The organism is Loktanella atrilutea (assembly GCF_900128995.1).
Taxonomy (GTDB): Bacteria; Pseudomonadota; Alphaproteobacteria; order Rhodobacterales; family Rhodobacteraceae; genus Loktanella; species Loktanella atrilutea.
The window spans coordinates 70052-87127 of the sequence record NZ_FQUE01000004.1; the positions used below are offsets into that span (position 1 = coordinate 70052).

Genomic DNA, 17076 nt, shown 5'->3' on the forward strand with positions numbered 1-17076 from the left:
CGTCCACCGGACGCGCCGCCGCCGTCAGCGGTTCGCCCCCGGGATCCACAGCACGTCGGCGCGGCCGTCGTCGTTGGCGATCCGGCTGGCCTGAAAGAACCAGTCCGACAACCGGTTGAGGTATTTCAGCGCCGCCGGATTGACCTCGTCATGGGCGGCGAGCGCCACGCAAAGCCGCTCCGCCCGGCGGGACACGGTGCGGCACAGGTGCAGATGGGCGGACAGCGCCGATCCGCCCGGCAGGACGAAGCTGCGCAGCGGCTCCACCGCCTGCGTCATCGCGTCGATCTCGCGCTCCAGCCGGTCCACCTGCGCGTCGGTCATCCGCAGCGGCGTGTACTCCGCCGCGGCGTCAGAGGCCATGTCCGGCCGGCACAGGTCCGCCCCCAGATCGAACAGGTCGTTCTGGATCATCGCCAGCTGTGCATCGACCTCGCCCCCGGCGTGCAACCGGGCCAACCCGACGGTCGCATTGGTCTCGTCCACGGTGCCATAGGCATTCACCCGGTCGTCGTATTTCGCGACGCGGGACCCGTTCCCAAGCGCGGTATCGCCGGCGTCGCCGGTGCGGGTATAGATCTTGTTCAGCACGACCATGGTTCAGGCCCCCCTCAGCCAGACGAACAGAAGGATCATCGCGATGGCCACGGCCTGCAGGCCGATCCGCCACCGCATGATCTTGTTGGCATTCCTGCGATTGAATTCACCGCCCTTGCCAAAGCTGCCGATGCCCAGCAGCAGGACCGCCAGCACCGCAAGACAGGCGACGGCGACCAGAATGAAAAGTGGATCGTTGGCCATGGGTCCCCCGGTGCAAGTTGCCGTTGACATAGCAGAGGGTCGGCCAAAGGCCAGCCCCGGTCAGTTGCGCGAAATCAGCGCATCCTGCGCCCAGACCGGCAGCACCCGCCGCATGGCCGCCGCCAGATGCGTCGGCGTCGTGATGAAATAGCGGGCGCGGGGGCGGGGGTGTTCCAGCGCCTGCCGCAGCTTTGCCGTCACCGCGCTGGCGGGCAGTTCGAACCGGTCCGGCGGGCCGCCCTCGTAAAGACGCCGCGTCAGCTCCCGGTATTGCGCGGCGCGGGCAGAGGTTTCGGGCCGGAACCAGCGCTCGAAATGCGGGATCGCGTTTTCGCGGATGCGGGACGTGACCGGCCCCGGTTCAAGCAGGATCACCTTGATCGGCGTGTCCCGCATCTCCAGCCGCAGCACGTCGGTCAGACCCTCCAGCGCGAATTTCGTCGCCACATAGGCACCCCGCCATTTGTAGCCCACAAGCCCCAGCACCGACGAACAGTTCACGATCCGCCCGTGCCCCTGCGCCCGCATCACCGGAATGACCCGGCAGGTCAGGTCGTGCACACCAAAGAGGTTGGTCTGAAAGATCGCCTCCAGCCCGGCCCGCGGCAGATCCTCGACCGCACCGGGGCAGGCGAATGCGCCGTTGTTGTAAAGCGCGTCCAGCGTGCCGCCCGTGGCCGCCAGCACCTCTGCCAGACCGGCGCCGATGCTGTCCGGATCGGCATAGTCGATGCGGGGGCTGTCGAACCCGAGGCCGCGCAACCTGTCGCAGTCCGCAGCCTTGCGGCAGGACGCGAACACACGCCACCCGGCATCGCGCAACCCATGCGCCGCGTCGAAACCGATGCCGGAAGAGCAGCCGGTGATCAGGATGGTCCTTGCTGTCATCCCGCGTCTGTGACGCAAGGATGTGCGGGCGGCAACGTCTTTATCCGCGGGTCAGCAGACGTTCTGCCATCCAGCCCATCTGCCCGGTGTCCACGACCCGCACCCGCACCCAGCCTGCGCCGTCGCTTTCCACCACTTCGGTCTGCGTGCCCTGCGGCAGCGTATCGAGGACGGAATAGGACGTATCCGGTCCCGCCCGCATGTTCACGGCCCGCGCCGCGACTTCGCGCAGGGCGGACACGTCCGCGCCCGCGGGTGCCGCAGGGCTGGCAGGCGCCGGCGCGGACAAAGAGGCGAAGGTCGGTTCGATGCCGATGACGTTCGCCTCGGATCCCGCGAAGGCAGGCGTTGCCGAGGCCGACACCGCGATCGGCGTCGCGTCCTGCGCACTCTCGATCGCCGGCGGCGGTGTCATCGACACGGGATCGACCGGCGCGGTGGCCGCCGCCGCGGCACCGACGGGGACCGCCTCTGCCGCGGGTCGGTCCTGCGGCACGGGCGCGATCAAGGCGACGACATCGGCGGGCGGTGTCCGGTCTGGCGTTGCCTTGAACGGATCGGCCTTGGCCACGCGGGTTTCCGGTACGAAATCGGCTCCGCCGGACAGGACGTAAAAGGTCCAGGCCAGAATTGCGAATGTTCCAATGATGAACTTGCCCACGGTAAAGGCCCCCGGTGTTGTGCAGCATGTGTCTGATGAAACGTGAACACTATAGCGTGATTCTTTGTTCCCTGCGCGCGAAATTTAGCGCCATGCTGAATCACAGTCGCCTTGCTGCGCGGGGACCGCTTCGCTAAGGCTTGCGCCCATGACCGAAGACACCGCCGATCTCCCGAACCCGAACGACACCACGGAAACGCTCCGCCATGCCATCGGCGAGCGCTATCTGACCTATGCGCTGTCCACCATCATGAACCGTGCGCTGCCCGACGCCCGCGACGGGCTCAAGCCGGTGCACCGCCGCATCCTCTACGCCATGCGCGAACTGCGGCTCGCGTCGAACGGCGGCTTCCGCAAGTCGGCCAAGATCTCCGGCGACGTGATGGGCAACTACCACCCGCACGGCGACGCCGCGATCTATGATGCGATGGCCCGCCTCGCGCAGGACTTCAACGTCCGTTACCCGCTGGTGGACGGGCAGGGGAACTTCGGCAACATCGACGGCGACAACCCCGCCGCCGCCCGTTATACCGAAGCCCGCATGACCGCCGCCGCCGAGGCGCTGATGGAAGGGCTGGCGGAAAACGCCGTCGACTTCCGCCCGAACTACGACGGCACGCTGGACGAACCCGTCGTCTTTCCCGCCGCCTTCCCGAACCTGCTGGCCAACGGCAGCAGCGGCATCGCCGTCGGCATGGCGACGAACATCCCGCCGCACAACCTGCACGAACTCATCGACGCCTGCCTGCACCTCATCAAGTCGCCGAACGCTGCCGACGACACCTTGATGCAATACATCCCCGGCCCCGACTTCCCCACCGGCGGCGTGATCGTCGAGAAACCCGCGTCCATCGCCGAAACCTACCGCACCGGCCGCGGCTCCATCCGCCTGCGCGCGCGGTACGAGGTCGAGGATCTGGGCCGCGGCCAGTGGCAGGTCGTGGTCACCGAAATCCCCTATCAGGTCCCGAAATCCCGCCTGATCGAGAAGCTGGCCGAGATCGTCAACACCAAGAAGGTCCCCCTTCTGGCCGACGTGCGCGACGAATCCGCCGACGACGTGCGCATCGTGCTGGAACCCCGCGCCAAGACCGTCGACCCCGAGGTCATGATGGGCATGCTGTTCCGCAACTCCGACCTGGAAATCCGCTTCAGCGTCAACCTCAACGTGCTGATCGACGGCCTGACGCCCAAGGTCTGCTCCGTCAAGGAGGTGCTCCGCGCCTTCCTCGACCACCGCCGCGACGTGCTGCTGCGCCGGTCGCAGTTCCGGCTGGAAAAGATCGACCACCGTCTCGAGGTGCTCGAAGGCTTCATCATCGCCTTCCTCAACCTCGACCGCGTCATCGACATCATCCGCTATGACGACGACCCCAAGCGCGCCCTGATGGCAGAGGATTGGGCCCGAACCCACGTCCGCGCCACGAACGAAAAGGACTACGTCAGCCCGCTCCGCGACGGTACCGACCCCGAGGTCAGCCTGTCCGAAGTGCAGGCCGAGGCGATCCTCAACATGCGCCTGCGCAGCTTGCGCCGGCTCGAGGAACTCGAACTCATCGCCGAACGCGACGCCCTGATGGAGGAACGCGCCGGGATCGAGGATCTGCTGGACGACGAATCCCTCCAGTGGAAGCGCATCGCCGAACAACTGCGCGAGACCCGCAAGCAGTTCGGCAAGGACAGCCCGGGCGGTGCCCGCCGCACCACCTTCGCCGAGGCCGGAGAGGTCGCCGACGTTCCGCTCGAAGCGATGATCGCCCGCGAACCGATCACCGTCGTCTGTTCCCAGATGGGCTGGATCCGGGCCATGACCGGCCACGTCCCCCTCGACCGCGATCTGAAGTTCAAGGACGGCGACGGTCCCCGCTTCGCCTTTCACGCCGAAACGACGGACAAGCTGCTGGTCTTCGCCTCCAACGGCCGCTTCTACACGCTGCAGGCCAGCACGCTGCCCGGCGGGCGCGGCATGGGCGAACCCCTGCGCCTGATGGTCGACCTCCCGAACGAGGCGCAGATCGTCGACATCCTGATCCACCGCCCCGGCGGCCGGCTCATCGTCGCCTCTTCCGAAGGCGACGGCTTCGTCGTGCCAGAGGATGACGTCATCGCCCAGACCCGCGCCGGCAAGCAGGTGCTGAACGTCAAGGACGGCACCGCCCGCGTCGTGCGCCGCGTCGCCGGCGACCACGTCGCCGTGGTCAGCGAGAACGGCCGCTTCCTCGTCTTTGCGCTGGAAGACCTGCCGGAAATGGGCCGCGGCAAGGGTGTGCGGCTGCAGAAATACCGCAAGGTCATTGGCCGTCAGGGGACGCTGGAACTCGATGGCGGCCTCGGCGACGTCACGACCTTCGACTGGGCCACGGGCCTGTCGTGGACGATGGGCGGCGGCAAGACCCGGACCGAAACCGATCTGACCGACTGGAAGGCCGCCCGTGGCGGCGTCGGCAAGCGGGCACCGCACGGCTTTCCCAAATCCAACCGCTTCGAATAGCCCGAGGTCGCCGGGGGGCCGCGGCAACTCTCGGGTTGATTTCCCCCGCGATCCGCCATACATCGCCCGCGATGCTTCAGACGGGGTCCACCGGCCCCGCATTTTTCAAGGGGGCCTGTCATGGCTAAGGCAAAGTTCGAACGCAACAAACCGCACGTGAACATCGGGACCATCGGTCACGTTGACCACGGCAAGACGACGCTGACGGCGGCGATCACCAAGTACTTCGGCGACTTCCGCGCCTACGACCAGATCGACGGCGCCCCCGAAGAGAAGGCCCGCGGCATCACCATCTCGACCGCCCACGTCGAGTATGAGTCCGAGGCCCGTCACTACGCCCACGTCGACTGCCCCGGCCACGCCGACTACGTCAAGAACATGATCACCGGTGCCGCCCAGATGGACGGCGCGATCCTGGTCGTGAACGCCGCCGACGGCCCGATGCCGCAGACGCGCGAGCATATCCTGCTGGGCCGCCAGGTGGGCATTCCCTACATGGTCGTCTACATGAACAAGGTCGATCAGGTCGACGACGAGGAGCTGCTGGAGCTCGTCGAGATGGAGATCCGCGAGCTGCTCAGCTCCTACGACTACCCCGGCGACGACATTCCGATCATCCGCGGCTCTGCCCTGCACGCGATGAACGGCACCGAGCCGGAGATCGGCGAGGAGTCGATCAAGAAGCTGATCGCCGCCGTCGACGAGTACATCCCGACCCCGGCCCGTGCGGTCGACCTGCCGTTCCTGATGCCGATCGAGGACGTGTTCTCGATCTCGGGCCGCGGCACCGTGGTTACGGGCCGCATCGAGCGTGGCGTGATCAACGTCGGCGACAGCATCGAGATCGTGGGTCTGAAGGACACCAAGACGACGACCTGCACCGGCGTCGAGATGTTCCGCAAGCTGCTGGACTCCGGCCAGGCGGGCGACAACGTGGGCGTCCTGCTGCGCGGCATCGACCGTGACGGCGTGGAGCGCGGTCAGGTTCTCTGCAAGCCGAAGTCCGTGTCGCCGCACACGAAGTTCGAGGCCGAGGCCTACATCCTGACGAAGGAAGAGGGTGGCCGTCACACGCCGTTCTTCGCGAACTACCGCCCGCAGTTCTACTTCCGCACGACGGACGTGACCGGCACGGTGATGCTGCCCGAGGGCACCGAGATGGTGATGCCGGGTGACAACCTGAAGTTCAACGTCGAGCTGATCGCCCCCATCGCGATGGAAGACGGCCTGCGCTTCGCCATCCGCGAAGGTGGCCGCACGGTTGGCGCCGGCGTGGTCTCGAAGATCCTCGCCTGATCCGCGCCGGACTTCGGTCTGCCCTAAGACAAAGAAGGCCGCTTCCGAAAGGAGGCGGCCTTTTTTTATTGATCGGGACGTCTTTGCCGGTAGACGGCATCGATTCGAAACTCATACCCGTCAAGGCAACCGGAAAAGTCGATTGCGAACGCCCGGTCCGTTCACCGCTTGTTCATAAATATTAACATAACTTGCTGATTTTACATAATATGTATCGCATGCGAAACATTTGCATTTTGCAATGTATTTTGCGCGACGACGGGGCAGGGTGCGCGTGACACGAAAAAGCCCGCGCCGTTCGGCGCGGGCAACCTTCGGGCCTTGTCGGAATGGTCAGGCAGCGTCCTTGTTCACACCGCCGCTCACAGCGATCTCCGTCATGCGCCGGTCGCCGTCATAGGTATGGTCAAGGCACTTCTGCAGCACCGCCGCATCGCCGTCGAGGCCAAGCCGGTTGGCGAAGGCCACCAGCGTGCCGTAACCGGCCAGTGCGTAATGCACCATGCGCTGGTACTGCGGGATGATCGCCGCGTCGCGCACATCGGGGTCCGTGATCTCGTCCGACAACCCATGGGCGCGGGCCTCCTTCACAAGACCCTCCATCCCCTTGCAGTGTTCCGCACTGGGGCTGATGCCGTGGTCGCTGCACAGCTTCTCCAGCTCGGCGATGCCGTCGCTGATACCGTTGGCGCCGTCGATCAGGGCCTCCGACAGCTTTTTGTCCTGCGCCGCGCGGCCCAGTTCGTTCACGACCGACAGGGACTGGGTGTTGGCACTCCAGATGTCCTGCAGCTGGTCGAGGTAGATGTCCTTGAGGGATGTCATGGCCATGTCGGATGTCCTTTGTGATGGTGTCAGTTGCCGGTCCAACGGCAGGGCTGTTGCATTGTTCCCTTGCCCGCCGATCCCGCGTCGGCAATTCGCCCTTTTCAGGCCACGATCCGCCGCTAGTCTGGTCAAACGCATCACGAGGTCTTCATGCCGCCACACCCCGCCCAGACGCCCATCGCCGCCGTCTTCATGGTCGAACCGGGGGCCTACGAGTGGCCGGCGGTGCTGCTGGTGGCCTCGCTGCGCGCCTTCGCCAACGACGACATCCGGCTTTACGCCTACTGCCGCGCCAGCCTGATCGATCAGCTGCACCCGGCGACGCTGGCGTTCTTTCGTGACAACGACGTCACTCTGGATGAGATCGATCCCGCGTTTGAGGTCATCTACCCGCAGGGCAACAAGCTCTATGCCTGCGCGGCCCCCCGGGCAGAGCAGGCGACGATCCTTTTCGATACCGACATGTTCATGCTGCAACCGGCGCTGCTGTCGCAGACGCTGGTGCCGGGCGCCGTATCCGGTCGGCCGACGGGCAACTGGATGTGGGGCAACACGCCGCAGGACTGGGTGCCGGCCTATGAAAGCGTCGGCCTGCCGTTGCCGCGCAACCGCATGTCGCGGCCCGACCAGTCCTTTACCATGCCCTCGATCTCTGCCGGCTACGTGGCCTACATGGGACACCGGTTCGGAGAGGTCTGGCGCGACACTGCCCTTGCCATCGAACGCCGCCGCCTTGCCCGCGGGATCTACCCAACGCTCGACCAGATCTCCTTGCCCGTCGCGGTCGAACGCGCGGGGATGCGGCTGAACATGATCGACGTGAAGTGGAACAAGGCCGGGCGGATCGGCGATCAGGCGATCCGGCAGATCATCTTCTATCACTACCAGAAGGCCGACACCCTGCTGAAGCTGCCGGTGAAATGGCTGGCGGATCGCCTGCTGCACGAATTCACCCGGTGGGACACGGTCGAGGCGCTTCTCGATTTCTACGACAGAGAGGCCGCGCGCCCTGACACGGTCGTCAAAAATGCCGGCTGGCGCGAAGCGGTGCAGGCCGGGCAGCGGGAAGTCGACATCTCTCATGCCGAGGCGACGGGCCTGGGGCGGCCGAAACCGTGATGCACGCGCGAAACGGTGCAGGGGGTCTTGATCCCGCCGCGCGCTTGGGCTAATCCGGCGCCACGATGCAGGGGTATAGCTCAGTTGGTAGAGCGACGGTCTCCAAAACCGTAGGTCGTGGGTTCGAGTCCCCCTGCCCCTGCCAGTTTCCCACCGACAGATGCGACGACACGTTGTGATCCGATGAATGATCCGCACGTCGTCCTGCACCTTGGGGCGCACAAGACCGCGACGACCCACCTGCAACATTCCATCCACGCCGCCCGTCGGCAACTGGATGGGGCAGGGGTCCGGTTCTTCGGCCCGCCGGCCCTGCGCCAGCCCGGCACCCGGATCGAGGCGCGCTTCGACCTGCCGTTCAACCCCCGCAAGTCCGTGGCCGACCATCGCCCGGCGCGGGAGGTGCTGGCCGAGATGATGGACGGTGGCACGCGGCTCGTGCTGTCGGAAGAGAACTTCATCGGTTCGCTCTTTGATCGCCGATACCCCGGGCCCTTCCACAGCCTTCCCGTACCGCTTTATCCCGATGCGGCGCTGCGGCTGGCGGCCCTGGCCGCCCGTGTGGCGCCGGACCGGGGCCTTGATCTGTGCCTCGGCATCCGCGATCCGGCGGGATTTCTCAATTCCGCCTACGGACTGGTCCTGCAGGCGGGGTCGGGCGTGGACATGGACGGGTTCAAGCGGCGCAATGCACTGTTCGACATCGATTGGGTGCATCTGGTCCGTCGCCTGCGGCAGGCGGAAGGGGTGGGCCGCGTGACCGTCTGGCGACATGAGGACTACCGCCCGATGTTCGATCAGGTGGTGGCGGCGCTGGTGGGAGAGGGGGTCGGGCCGATCCGCCCCGTGGCACGGGTCGTCAACCCGGGGCTGTCGACGAAGGCGGTGGCCGTCGCGCTGGAGTGCCGGGCCGCGGGCGCCAGTGGCCCCGTCGTGCAACAGGCGCGCGACAGCTTTCCCGTGGGGCCCGACAACCCGCCCCACGACGGTTTCGACGCAGAAGAGCATGCCTTGTCAGCCGAATTCTATGCGGCCCAGGTGGCGGAGCTTGCGCAGATGGACGGCGTCACCCTGCTGCGGCCCGACGGTCCCGCCTGAGCGGGCTTGAAACCGGTGAGCGAAACCCGTATCTGCCCCCAATCATCCGAAGGACGCACCCATGGCCACCAATCCCGTCAAGTTCATCAACGAGACCCGCGCAGAGATCGCAAAGGTCGTGTGGCCGACGCGGCGCGAGGTCGTGCTGACGACGGTGATGGTCTTCATCATGGCGGCGCTGATGGCGACCTTCTTCAGCCTCGTCGATCTGGTGATCCGTCAGGGTCTGCAATTCATCCTGACCTATTTCGGCAGCTGATGCGTGGCATCACCCAAGGCTGCGGCATAATCTGGCCGCACCCCCTTGAATTCGGGTGGCTGCGGCGGTAATAGCCCACAACTTACCCGGATGGCGTGCGGCGAATCGAGTTGCACGCCAAAATTTATTGTCGGGACAGGCCGCGTCAAGTGGCTGATGGAACTGGAATTTATGCGGCTACGCCCCCGGGTGACTGTCGCAGGCGCGAGGTGACGACGAACATGGCGAAACGTTGGTATTCGGTTAGCGTTCTGTCGAACTTCGAGAAAAAGATCGCAGAGACGATCCGTCAGAAGGTCGCGGAACAGGGTCTGGAAGAGCAGATCGACGAGGTGCTGGTCCCGACCGAGGAAGTGATCGAGATCCGCCGCAACAAGAAGGTCACGACCGAGCGTCGTTTCATGCCCGGCTACGTGCTGGTCCACATGGAACTGTCGGACGAAGGTTATCACCTGATCAACTCGATCAACCGCGTCACCGGTTTCCTTGGCCCGCAGGGCCGCCCGAGCCCGATGCGCGATGCCGAGGTGCAGGCGATTCTGGGCCGCGTGCAGGAGGGCGAGGACAGCCCGCGCACGCTGATCCACTTCGAGATCGGCGAGAAGGTCAAGGTCAACGACGGCCCGTTCGAGGATTTCGACGGGATGGTCGAGGAAGTGGACGAGGACAACCAGCGCCTGAAGGTGACGGTGTCGATCTTTGGCCGGGCGACCCCGGTCGAACTGGAATTCACGCAGGTCTCCAAGCAGGGCTGACGTGATGCAGACGTGGGAGCGGTGACGCGAACCACGGCAAGTTGGTCCCCGATGCGGGGGCCGTTGTAGGGCGGGTCCGACCCGCCGCTGAAACGAAGGAGAGGCCACATGGCCAAGAAAGTCGTAGGCACGCTGAAGTTGCAGGTTCCGGCCGGCAACGCCAAGCCGAGCCCGCCCGTCGGCCCCGCACTGGGTCAGCGCGGCATCAACATCATGGAATTCTGCAAGGCGTTCAACGCCAAGACCGCAGACATGGAAAAAGACGCGCCTTGCCCGACCGTGATCACGTATTACGCGGACAAGTCCTTCTCGATGGACATCAAGACGCCGCCCGCGTCCTACTACATCAAGAAGGCCGCCAAGCTGTCCTCCGGGTCCAAGCTGCCGGGCCGCAACACGGCCGGGTCGATCAGCGCCAAGCAGGTGCGCGAGATCGCCGAGGCGAAGATGAAGGATCTGAACGCGACCTCCGTCGAGGGCGCAATGCTGATCATCGCGGGCTCTGCCCGGTCCATGGGCATCGAGGTGAAGTGATGGCAAAGCTCGGAAAACGCACGACGGCCGCACGCGCCGCATTCGAAGGCAAGGCCAACGTCAAGGTCGACGAGGCCGTGTCGCTGGTGAAGACCGCCGCCACCGCCAAGTTCGACGAGACGATCGAGATCGCCATGGTGCTGGGCGTCGACCCGCGCCACGCCGACCAGATGGTCCGCGGCACCGTCACGCTGCCCCACGGCACCGGCAAGACCGTCCGCGTCGCCGTCTTCGCCCGTGGCGAGAAGGCTGACGAGGCCAAGGCCGCCGGCGCCGACATCGTCGGTGCAGAGGATCTGATGGAAACCGTCCAGGGCGGCACCATCGATTTCGACTGGTGCATCGCGACCCCGGACATGATGGGCGTCGTCGGGCGTCTGGGCAAGATTCTGGGCCCGCGCAACCTGATGCCGAACCCCCGCGTGGGCACGGTCACCATGGACGTGGCGCAGGCCGTCAAGGACGCCAAGGGTGGCCAGGTCCAGTTCCGCGCCGAAAAGGCCGGTGTGGTCCACGCCGGGATCGGCAAGGCCTCGTTCAGCCAGCAGCAGCTTGAAGAGAACCTGAAGGCCTTCGTCGACGCCGTGCAGAAGGCGCGTCCGTCGGGCGCCAAGGGCACCTACATGAAGAAGGTCAACCTGACCTCGACCATGGGCCCGGGCGTGTCGGTCGACATCGCCTCTGCCACTGGCAACTAAAGAATTTGGCAGGCCCTTCGGGGTCTGCCATCTCGCAGCGGCAGACGATCGCCGCTGTGCTGTCCGAGACGGAGGGTGCAGGCAACCGCCTGTCATAATTCCTTCCCGAGATGGGAAACGAGAACAAGATTTCCGGGGGAGACCTCGGGCGAGATTGGCCTCGGGACCCTGAAACGGACCCGAACGCCGCCCCAGACCACCGGGGTGGCAAAATTGAGCCGGGGGAAACCCCAAACTTGGAGTAAAACTGTGGATAGAGCACAAAAAGAGAAGCTGGTCGAAGAGCTCGGCCAGATCTTTGAAAGCTCTGGCGTCGTGGTGGTTGCCCGCTACGAAGGCATGACAGTTGCCGAAATGCAGGATCTGCGCGCCGCGATGCGTGTGGCAGGTGGATCCGTGCGCGTGGCCAAGAACAAGCTCGCCAAGATCGCCCTTGACGGTAAACCCAGCGCTTCGATTGCTGAGTACCTGACGGGCATGACGGTCCTTGCCTATTCGGAAGACCCTGTCGCTGCGGCGAAAGTGGTCGACGACTACGCCAAGAAGAACGACAAGCTCGTTGTTCTTGGCGGTGCCATGGGTGAGACCGCCTTGGATCCAGCCGGTGTGAAAGCCGTTGCCGGGATGCCGAGCCGCGAGGAGCTTATCGCTTCCATCGTGGGTTGCATCGCAGCACCTGCCAGCAACATCGCCGGGGCCATTGGCGCGCCTGCTTCGAACATCGCGAGCATTCTTTCGACCATCGAAGAGAAAGCTGCATAAAGCAACCTGAACTGCCTTGGGGCTTGAATGCCCTGACGTTGGAACACACTTAAGCAAACGGAAAGCATATCAAATGGCTGATCTGAAAAAACTGGCTGAAGAGATCGTTGGTCTGACCCTTCTCGAAGCCCAGGAACTGAAAACCATCCTCAAGGACGAGTATGGCATCGAGCCCGCCGCCGGCGGTGCTGTGATGATGGCCGGTCCGGCTGCCGGTGGCGATGCCGCCGCTGCCGAAGAGAAGACCGAATTCGACGTCGTGCTGAAGGAAGCCGGCGCTCAGAAGATCAACGTGATCAAGGAAGTCCGTGCGATCACCGGTCTGGGCCTGAAAGAAGCCAAGGATCTGGTGGAAGCCGGCGGCAAGGTCAAGGAAGGCACGTCCAAGACCGAAGCCGAAGAGATCAAGGCGAAGCTGGAAGCAGCCGGCGCCAAGGTCGAACTGGCCTAAGCCAAGCGCGGGCCAGATTTTCCACGAAAATCTGGAGTTCCGATTTTTCTAGAAAAATCGGCGACGCCCGCTGCACACGAAAGGGCTGGATCTGCATCTCGCAGGTCCAGCCGCACCTGTCTTGAAGGACGGCTGTGATTGCAGCCCTCCTTTTGGGGAGGTGGCACCGTCGGGAGGCCTCTGGTGGGACAGGGGTCACGTATGGACGGCACGCCCCCAGTCATAAGCGCCACACCCCGCAGCCCGGGCGAGGTGAGGCGCGACAGACAATATAAGGTGATATCACACATGGCTTCTTCATTCCTTGGCCAGAAACGCCTGCGCAAGTACTACGGCAAGATCCGTGAAGTCCTCGAGATGCCGAACCTGATCGAGGTTCAGAAATCGTCCTACGACCTGTTCCTGCGGTCCGGCGACAGCCCGACCCCGCTGGACGGCGAAGGCCTGATGGGCGTGTTCCAGTCGGTCTTTCCGATCAAGGACTTCAACGAGACCGCCGTGCTGGAGTTCGTGAAATACGAACTGGAAAAGCCGAAGTACGACGTCGAGGAGTGCCAGCAGCGCGACATGACCTATTCGGCGCCGCTGAAGGTGACGCTGCGCCTGATCGTGTTCGATGTGGACGAGGATACCGGTGCCAAGTCCGTCAAGGACATCAAGGAACAGGACGTCTTCATGGGCGACATGCCCCTGATGACCCAGAACGGGACGTTCATCGTGAACGGCACCGAGCGCGTGATCGTGTCCCAGATGCACCGTTCCCCGGGTGTGTTCTTTGACCACGACAAGGGCAAGACCCATTCCTCGGGCAAGCTGCTGTTCGCCTGCCGCATCATTCCCTACCGCGGGTCCTGGCTGGACTTCGAGTTCGACGCGAAGGATCTGGTGTTCTGCCGCATCGACCGCCGCCGCAAGCTGCCGGTGACGACGCTTCTGTATTCGCTGGGGCTCGACCAGGAATCCATCATGGATGCCTATTACAACACGGTCGAGTTCAAGCTGGACGACAAGGGCGAGAACTGGACCACCAAGTTCTTCCCCGAGCGCGTGCGCGGCACCCGTCCGACCTATGACCTGATCGACGCCGCCACCGGCGAAGTCATCGCCAAGGCCGGCGAGAAGGTGACCCCGCGGTCGGTCAAGAAGATGATCGACGAGGGCAAGGTCCAGGAGCTGCTGGTTCCCTACAGCCACATCGTCGGCAAGTTCGTGGCCCGCGACATCATCGACGAGGAGACCGGTGCGATCTTCGTCGAGGCCGGTGACGAGCTGACGCTGGAGATGAACAAGGCCGGCGAAGTCGACGGCGGCACGCTGAAAGAGCTGATCGACGCCGGCGTCACCGTGATCCCGGTGCTGGACATCGACAACATCAACGTCGGTGCCTACATCCGCAACACGATGGCGGCCGACAAGAACATGAACCGGGAAACCGCGCTCATGGACATCTACCGCGTCATGCGCCCGGGCGAGCCGCCCACGGTCGACGCGGCACAGGCCCTGTTCGACACGCTGTTCTTCGACGCCGACCGCTACGACCTGTCCGCCGTGGGCCGGGTCAAGATGAACATGCGTCTTGATCTGGATGCGGAAGACACCCAGCGCACGCTGCGCCGCGAGGACATCATCGCCTGCATCAAGGCGCTGGTCGAACTGCGCGACGGCAAGGGCGACATCGACGACATCGATCACCTCGGCAACCGCCGGGTGCGGTCCGTCGGCGAGCTGATGGAAAACCAGTACCGCGTCGGCCTGCTGCGGATGGAGCGCGCGATCAAGGAGCGCATGTCCAGCGTCGAGATCGACACGGTCATGCCGCAGGACCTGATCAACGCCAAGCCGGCCGCCGCCGCCGTGCGCGAGTTCTTCGGGTCCAGCCAGCTGTCGCAGTTCATGGACCAGACCAACCCGCTGTCGGAAGTGACGCACAAGCGGCGCCTGTCGGCCCTCGGGCCGGGCGGTCTGACGCGCGAACGTGCCGGCTTCGAGGTGCGCGACGTGCACCCGACCCACTATGGCCGGATGTGCCCGATCGAAACGCCGGAAGGCCCGAACATCGGCCTGATCAACAGCCTCGCGACCTTCGCCCGCGTGAACAAGTACGGCTTCATCGAAACGCCCTACCGCAAGGTGACGGACGGCAAGGTGACCGATGAGGTCAGCTACATGTCCGCGACAGAGGAGATGCGGCACACCGTGGCGCAGGCCAACGCGAACCTGACGGAAGAGGGCGGCTTTGCCAATGAACTCGTCAGCACCCGCAAGAACGGCGACTACACCCTGTCCCCGCGCGAGAACGTCGACCTGATCGACGTGTCGCCGAAGCAGCTGGTGTCCGTCGCGGCCTCGCTGATCCCGTTCCTGGAAAACGACGACGCCAACCGCGCGCTGATGGGATCGAACATGCAGCGTCAGGCCGTGCCTTTGCTGCAGGCCGAAGCGCCGCTGGTCGGCACCGGCATCGAGGAAGTCGTGGCACGCGATTCTGGCGCGGCCATCATGGCCCGTCGCGGCGGTGTCATCGACCAGGTCGATGCGGCCCGTATCGTCGTACGCGCCACGTCCGATCTGGAACTGGGCGACGCGGGTGTGGACATCTACCGCATGCGCAAGTTCCAGCGGTCGAACCAGAACACCTGCATCAACCAGCGTCCGCTGGTGAAGGTGGGCGACACGGTCGAAAAGGGCGAGGTCATCGCCGACGGTCCGTCGACGGACATGGGGGAACTGGCGCTCGGCAAGAACGTCATGGTCGCCTTCATGCCGTGGAACGGCTACAACTACGAGGACTCGATCCTGATCTCCGAGCGGATCACCCGTGACGACGTCTTCACCTCGATCCACATCGAGGAGTTCGAGGTCGCCGCCCGTGACACGAAGCTTGGGCCGGAAGAGATCACCCGCGACATCCCCAACGTCGGCGAGGAAGCCCTGCGCAACCTCGACGAGGCGGGCATCGTCTATATCGGGGCCGAAGTCGGGCCGGCGGACATTCTGGTGGGCAAGATCACGCCCAAGGGCGAAAGCCCGATGACCCCGGAAGAAAAGCTGCTGCGCGCGATCTTCGGTGAAAAGGCGTCGGACGTGCGCGACACGTCCCTGCGCCTGCCGCCGGGCGACTTCGGCACGGTGGTCGAGGTGCGCGTGTTCAACCGCCACGGTGTGGAAAAGGACGAGCGCGCCCTGCAGATCGAGCGCGAAGAGGTCGAGCGTCTGTCCCGCGACCGCGACGACGAGATGGCGATCCTCAACCGCAACATCTATGCGCGTCTGAAGACGATGATCCTTGGCAAGACCGCCGTGAAGGGCCCGAAGGGTCTGAAGGCGAACTCCGAGGTGACCGAGGAGGTGCTGGCCGAACTGTCGAACGGCCAGTGGTGGCAGATCGCCCTGAAGGATGAGGCCGACGCGCAGATCGTCGAGGCCCTGAACGAGCAGTACGAGATCCAGAAGAAGACCATGGATGCGCGCTTCGAGGACAAGGTCGAGAAGGTCCGCCGTGGCGACGACCTGCCGCCGGGCGTGATGAAGATGGTCAAGGTCTTCGTCGCGGTGAAGCGCAAGCTGCAGCCGGGTGACAAGATGGCCGGCCGTCACGGCAACAAGGGCGTCATCTCCAAGGTGGTGCCGATGGAGGACATGCCGTTCCTCGCCGACGGCACGCCGGTCGACTTCTGCCTGAACCCGCTGGGCGTGCCGTCGCGCATGAACGTCGGTCAGATCCTCGAGACGCACATGGGTTGGGCCGCACGCGGTCTGGGCCTGAAGATCGACGAGGCACTGGACGACTATCGTCGTCACGGCGACATGACCCCGGTGCAGGAAGCGCTGCGCATCGCCTATGGCGACGACGTCTACGACGAGGGCTTCGCCGGCATGGAAGAGGCCGCGATGCTGGAGGCGGCGGGCAACGTGACCCGCGGCGTTCCGATCGCGACACCGGTCTTCGACGGCGCAAAAGAGGCTGACGTGAACGACTCGCTCAAGCGGGCCGGGTTCGACACCTCGGGCCAGTCGGTCCTGTTCGACGGGCGCACCGGCGAGCAGTTCAGCCGCAAGGTGACGGTGGGCATGAAGTACCTGCTGAAGCTGCACCACCTTGTCGACGACAAGATCCACGCCCGGTCCACGGGGCCGTACTCGCTCGTCACGCAGCAGCCGCTGGGTGGCAAGGCGCAGTTCGGTGGTCAGCGCTTCGGTGAGATGGAGGTCTGGGCACTGGAAGCCTACGGCGCCGCCTACACCCTGCAGGAGATGCTGACGGTGAAGTCGGACGACGTGGCGGGCCGGACCAAGGTCTACGAGAGCATCGTCAAGGGCGAGGACAACTTCGAGGCCGGCGTGCCGGAATCGTTCAACGTGCTCGTGAAGGAAGTGAGGGGCCTCGGCCTCAACATGGAACTCCTGGATGCGGAGGACGGGGAATAGGGCCTGT

Annotated in this window: 16 protein-coding genes and 1 tRNA gene; 12 read left to right on the plus strand and 5 right to left on the minus strand. The window is 64.7% G+C overall.

The genetic code is table 11. The annotated features are described in order from the left end of the window. Positions 1 to 24: 24 nt before the first annotated feature. The 4 genes from BUA54_RS10065 to BUA54_RS10080 are packed head-to-tail and all read right to left on the minus strand — an operon-like array spanning position 25 to position 2350. Complete coding sequence (locus BUA54_RS10065) at positions 25 to 597, minus strand: cob(I)yrinic acid a,c-diamide adenosyltransferase (protein WP_072857132.1); 573 nt, start codon at positions 595 to 597, stop codon at positions 25 to 27. 3 nt (positions 598 to 600) lie between these two features. Further along, a complete protein-coding gene (locus BUA54_RS10070) occupies positions 601 to 801 on the minus strand; it encodes a twin transmembrane helix small protein (RefSeq protein WP_072857133.1) in 201 nt (66 codons plus the stop codon). A gap of 60 nt (positions 802 to 861) precedes the next feature. Then, a complete protein-coding gene (locus tag BUA54_RS10075) occupies positions 862 to 1689 on the minus strand; it encodes an SDR family NAD(P)-dependent oxidoreductase (protein WP_072857134.1) in 828 nt (275 codons plus the stop codon). A 40-nt stretch (positions 1690 to 1729) separates the two neighbouring features. After that, entirely contained in the window at positions 1730 to 2350 is a 621-nt protein-coding gene (locus tag BUA54_RS10080) for an SH3 domain-containing protein (RefSeq protein WP_072857135.1), read from the minus strand. Between the two features lie 148 nt (positions 2351 to 2498). Between BUA54_RS10080 and BUA54_RS10085 the strand changes: the two genes are divergently transcribed. Then, a complete protein-coding gene (locus tag BUA54_RS10085; RefSeq protein ID WP_072857136.1) occupies positions 2499 to 4841 on the plus strand; it encodes a DNA topoisomerase IV subunit A in 2343 nt (780 codons plus the stop codon). 120 nt (positions 4842 to 4961) lie between these two features. Further along, positions 4962 to 6137, plus strand: coding sequence for an elongation factor Tu (tuf, locus tag BUA54_RS10090; RefSeq protein ID WP_072857137.1), 1176 nt, complete (start codon positions 4962 to 4964; stop codon positions 6135 to 6137). A gap of 333 nt (positions 6138 to 6470) precedes the next feature. Here the strand turns inward: tuf and BUA54_RS21225 are convergent, their stop codons facing one another. Continuing rightward, on the minus strand, positions 6471 to 6968 hold the full coding sequence (locus BUA54_RS21225; RefSeq protein ID WP_072857138.1) for a ferritin-like domain-containing protein: 498 nt from the start codon (positions 6966 to 6968) through the stop codon (positions 6471 to 6473). A gap of 147 nt (positions 6969 to 7115) precedes the next feature. Between BUA54_RS21225 and BUA54_RS21230 the strand changes: the two genes are divergently transcribed. The 10 genes from BUA54_RS21230 to rpoB all read left to right on the plus strand — a co-directional run bounded on the left by BUA54_RS21230 (position 7116) and on the right by rpoB (position 17069). After that, positions 7116 to 8084, plus strand: a complete 969-nt coding sequence (locus tag BUA54_RS21230; RefSeq protein WP_072857139.1) for a hypothetical protein — start codon at positions 7116 to 7118, stop codon at positions 8082 to 8084. Positions 8085 to 8153: 69 nt separating this feature from the next. Further along, positions 8154 to 8229: transfer RNA gene (locus BUA54_RS10105), tRNA-Trp, on the plus strand. Between the two features lie 38 nt (positions 8230 to 8267). Beyond that, positions 8268 to 9182, plus strand: coding sequence for a hypothetical protein (locus BUA54_RS10110; protein ID WP_072857140.1), 915 nt, complete (start codon positions 8268 to 8270; stop codon positions 9180 to 9182). Between the two features lie 61 nt (positions 9183 to 9243). After that, positions 9244 to 9441, plus strand: coding sequence for a preprotein translocase subunit SecE (gene secE / locus BUA54_RS10115; protein ID WP_072857141.1), 198 nt, complete (start codon positions 9244 to 9246; stop codon positions 9439 to 9441). Positions 9442 to 9662: 221 nt separating this feature from the next. Further along, positions 9663 to 10196: a transcription termination/antitermination protein NusG gene (gene nusG / locus BUA54_RS10120; protein ID WP_072857353.1), complete on the plus strand. Its 534-nt coding sequence runs from the start codon at positions 9663 to 9665 to the stop codon at positions 10194 to 10196. Positions 10197 to 10304: 108 nt separating this feature from the next. Further along, entirely contained in the window at positions 10305 to 10730 is a 426-nt protein-coding gene (rplK, locus tag BUA54_RS10125) for a 50S ribosomal protein L11 (protein WP_072857142.1), read from the plus strand. Further along, a complete protein-coding gene (rplA, locus tag BUA54_RS10130) occupies positions 10730 to 11428 on the plus strand; it encodes a 50S ribosomal protein L1 (RefSeq protein WP_072857143.1) in 699 nt (232 codons plus the stop codon). Before rplK ends, rplA begins: the two co-directional genes overlap by 1 nt. Positions 11429 to 11677: 249 nt before the next feature. Continuing rightward, the gene (gene rplJ, locus BUA54_RS10135; RefSeq protein WP_072857354.1) at positions 11678 to 12190 is read left to right on the plus strand and encodes a 50S ribosomal protein L10; all 513 of its coding nucleotides are present in this window, start codon (positions 11678 to 11680) and stop codon (positions 12188 to 12190) included. 73 nt (positions 12191 to 12263) lie between these two features. Then, entirely contained in the window at positions 12264 to 12641 is a 378-nt protein-coding gene (gene rplL, locus BUA54_RS10140; RefSeq protein ID WP_072857144.1) for a 50S ribosomal protein L7/L12, read from the plus strand. Between the two features lie 288 nt (positions 12642 to 12929). After that, entirely contained in the window at positions 12930 to 17069 is a 4140-nt protein-coding gene (gene rpoB, locus BUA54_RS10145) for a DNA-directed RNA polymerase subunit beta (RefSeq protein ID WP_072857145.1), read from the plus strand. The last annotated feature ends 7 nt before the right edge of the window (positions 17070 to 17076 follow it).

Bases quoted from the DNA above. Each gene is read 5' to 3' on its own strand.
- BUA54_RS10065 (WP_072857132.1), bottom strand. From the start codon at position 597: ATGGTCGTGCTGAACAAGATCTATACCCGCACCGGCGACGCCGGCGAT.
- BUA54_RS10070 (WP_072857133.1), bottom strand. From the start codon at position 801: ATGGCCAACGATCCACTTTTCATTCTGGTCGCCGTCGCCTGTCTTGCG.
- BUA54_RS10075 (WP_072857134.1), bottom strand. From the start codon at position 1,689: ATGACAGCAAGGACCATCCTGATCACCGGCTGCTCTTCCGGCATCGGT.
- BUA54_RS10085 (WP_072857136.1), top strand. From the start codon at position 2,499: ATGACCGAAGACACCGCCGATCTCCCGAACCCGAACGACACCACGGAA.
- tuf (WP_072857137.1), top strand. From the start codon at position 4,962: ATGGCTAAGGCAAAGTTCGAACGCAACAAACCGCACGTGAACATCGGG.
- BUA54_RS21225 (WP_072857138.1), bottom strand. From the start codon at position 6,968: ATGGCCATGACATCCCTCAAGGACATCTACCTCGACCAGCTGCAGGAC.
- BUA54_RS21230 (WP_072857139.1), top strand. From the start codon at position 7,116: ATGCCGCCACACCCCGCCCAGACGCCCATCGCCGCCGTCTTCATGGTC.
- BUA54_RS10110 (WP_072857140.1), top strand. From the start codon at position 8,268: ATGAATGATCCGCACGTCGTCCTGCACCTTGGGGCGCACAAGACCGCG.
- secE (WP_072857141.1), top strand. From the start codon at position 9,244: ATGGCCACCAATCCCGTCAAGTTCATCAACGAGACCCGCGCAGAGATC.
- nusG (WP_072857353.1), top strand. From the start codon at position 9,663: ATGGCGAAACGTTGGTATTCGGTTAGCGTTCTGTCGAACTTCGAGAAA.
- rplK (WP_072857142.1), top strand. From the start codon at position 10,305: ATGGCCAAGAAAGTCGTAGGCACGCTGAAGTTGCAGGTTCCGGCCGGC.
- rplA (WP_072857143.1), top strand. From the start codon at position 10,730: ATGGCAAAGCTCGGAAAACGCACGACGGCCGCACGCGCCGCATTCGAA.
- rplL (WP_072857144.1), top strand. From the start codon at position 12,264: ATGGCTGATCTGAAAAAACTGGCTGAAGAGATCGTTGGTCTGACCCTT.
- rpoB (WP_072857145.1), top strand. From the start codon at position 12,930: ATGGCTTCTTCATTCCTTGGCCAGAAACGCCTGCGCAAGTACTACGGC.